The organism is Pseudoalteromonas lipolytica, from assembly GCF_001306915.1.
Lineage (GTDB): Bacteria > Pseudomonadota > Gammaproteobacteria > Enterobacterales > Alteromonadaceae > Pseudoalteromonas > Pseudoalteromonas simplex.
Genome location: NZ_LJTC01000031.1, coordinates 1 through 843 on the forward strand (window position 1 = coordinate 1; position 843 = coordinate 843).

Annotated in this window: 1 protein-coding gene and 2 rRNA genes; 2 read left to right on the forward strand and 1 reads right to left on the reverse strand. The window is 43.2% G+C overall.

Going from position 1 to position 843, the window contains the following annotated elements:
* Both AOG27_RS20860 and rrf read left to right on the forward strand, forming a co-directional pair.
* Nucleotides 1-201: ribosomal RNA gene (locus AOG27_RS20860) — 23S ribosomal RNA — on the forward strand; the annotation flags it as partial.
* A gap of 124 nt (nucleotides 202-325) precedes the next feature.
* Nucleotides 326-440, forward strand: a 5S ribosomal RNA gene (gene rrf / locus AOG27_RS20865).
* Between the two features lie 176 nt (nucleotides 441-616).
* Here the strand turns inward: rrf and AOG27_RS21355 are convergent.
* The coding region (locus tag AOG27_RS21355) for a transposase (RefSeq protein WP_200909121.1) at nucleotides 617-843 on the reverse strand (227 nt) is incomplete at its 5' end.

The following is an 843-nucleotide window of genomic DNA, read 5'->3' on the forward strand; positions in this document are numbered from 1 at the left end:
CAATGGCACTGCCCGGTAGCTACGTTCGGAACTGATAAGCGCTGAAAGCATCTAAGCGCGAAGCAGGCCTCGAGATGAGTTCTCACTAGACTTTTAAAGTCTCTGAAGGGCCGTTGAAGACTACAACGTTGATAGGCAGGATGTGGAAGTGGTGTGAGCCATTAAGCTAACCTGTACTAATTACCCGTGAGGCTTAACCATACAACGCCAAACGCGTTTTATGACAGCGTAACAGACAGAAGTTAAGACACTAAAGTAGACATTTACTTGATATCAGAATTCCAGATTTTAGTTAATTGCCAAGGCGATTAACGAACTAAATTTGCTTGGTGACAATAGCGTTTTGGACCCACCTGACCCCATGCCGAACTCAGTAGTGAAACGAAACAGCGCCGATGATAGTGTAGCAGCTGCTATGTGAAAGTAGGTCATCGCCAGGCTCCAAATAAGAGAAAGCCCGATTCAAAAGAGTCGGGCTTTTTTGCGTCTGGAGCTTTCAGCCAGGTAGGTTGGGTAGAGCGGAGCGAAACCCAACACAATCCATGTGACCCTCTTCATAACCCATGGTTAAAAATTCTTAAAATCTCTACTGGTCTAATACCATTCCGCATAAAGATTAAATCAATTTAATCCATTCCCGATTGCACATTTTCTTCACTCGATCCGGGATTGAAATAAAGTGATTCCACGCCTTTGAAACTTCATCGACAATTTCGTCATAGCCTGAAAACACTCTATTTGATAAACAATGTTGTCGTATCCAACTCCATACTTGCTCTATTGGATTTAGCTCTGGTGAATAAGGTGGGAGCTTTATCAGGGTTAGGTTTTTAAATTCTGCAG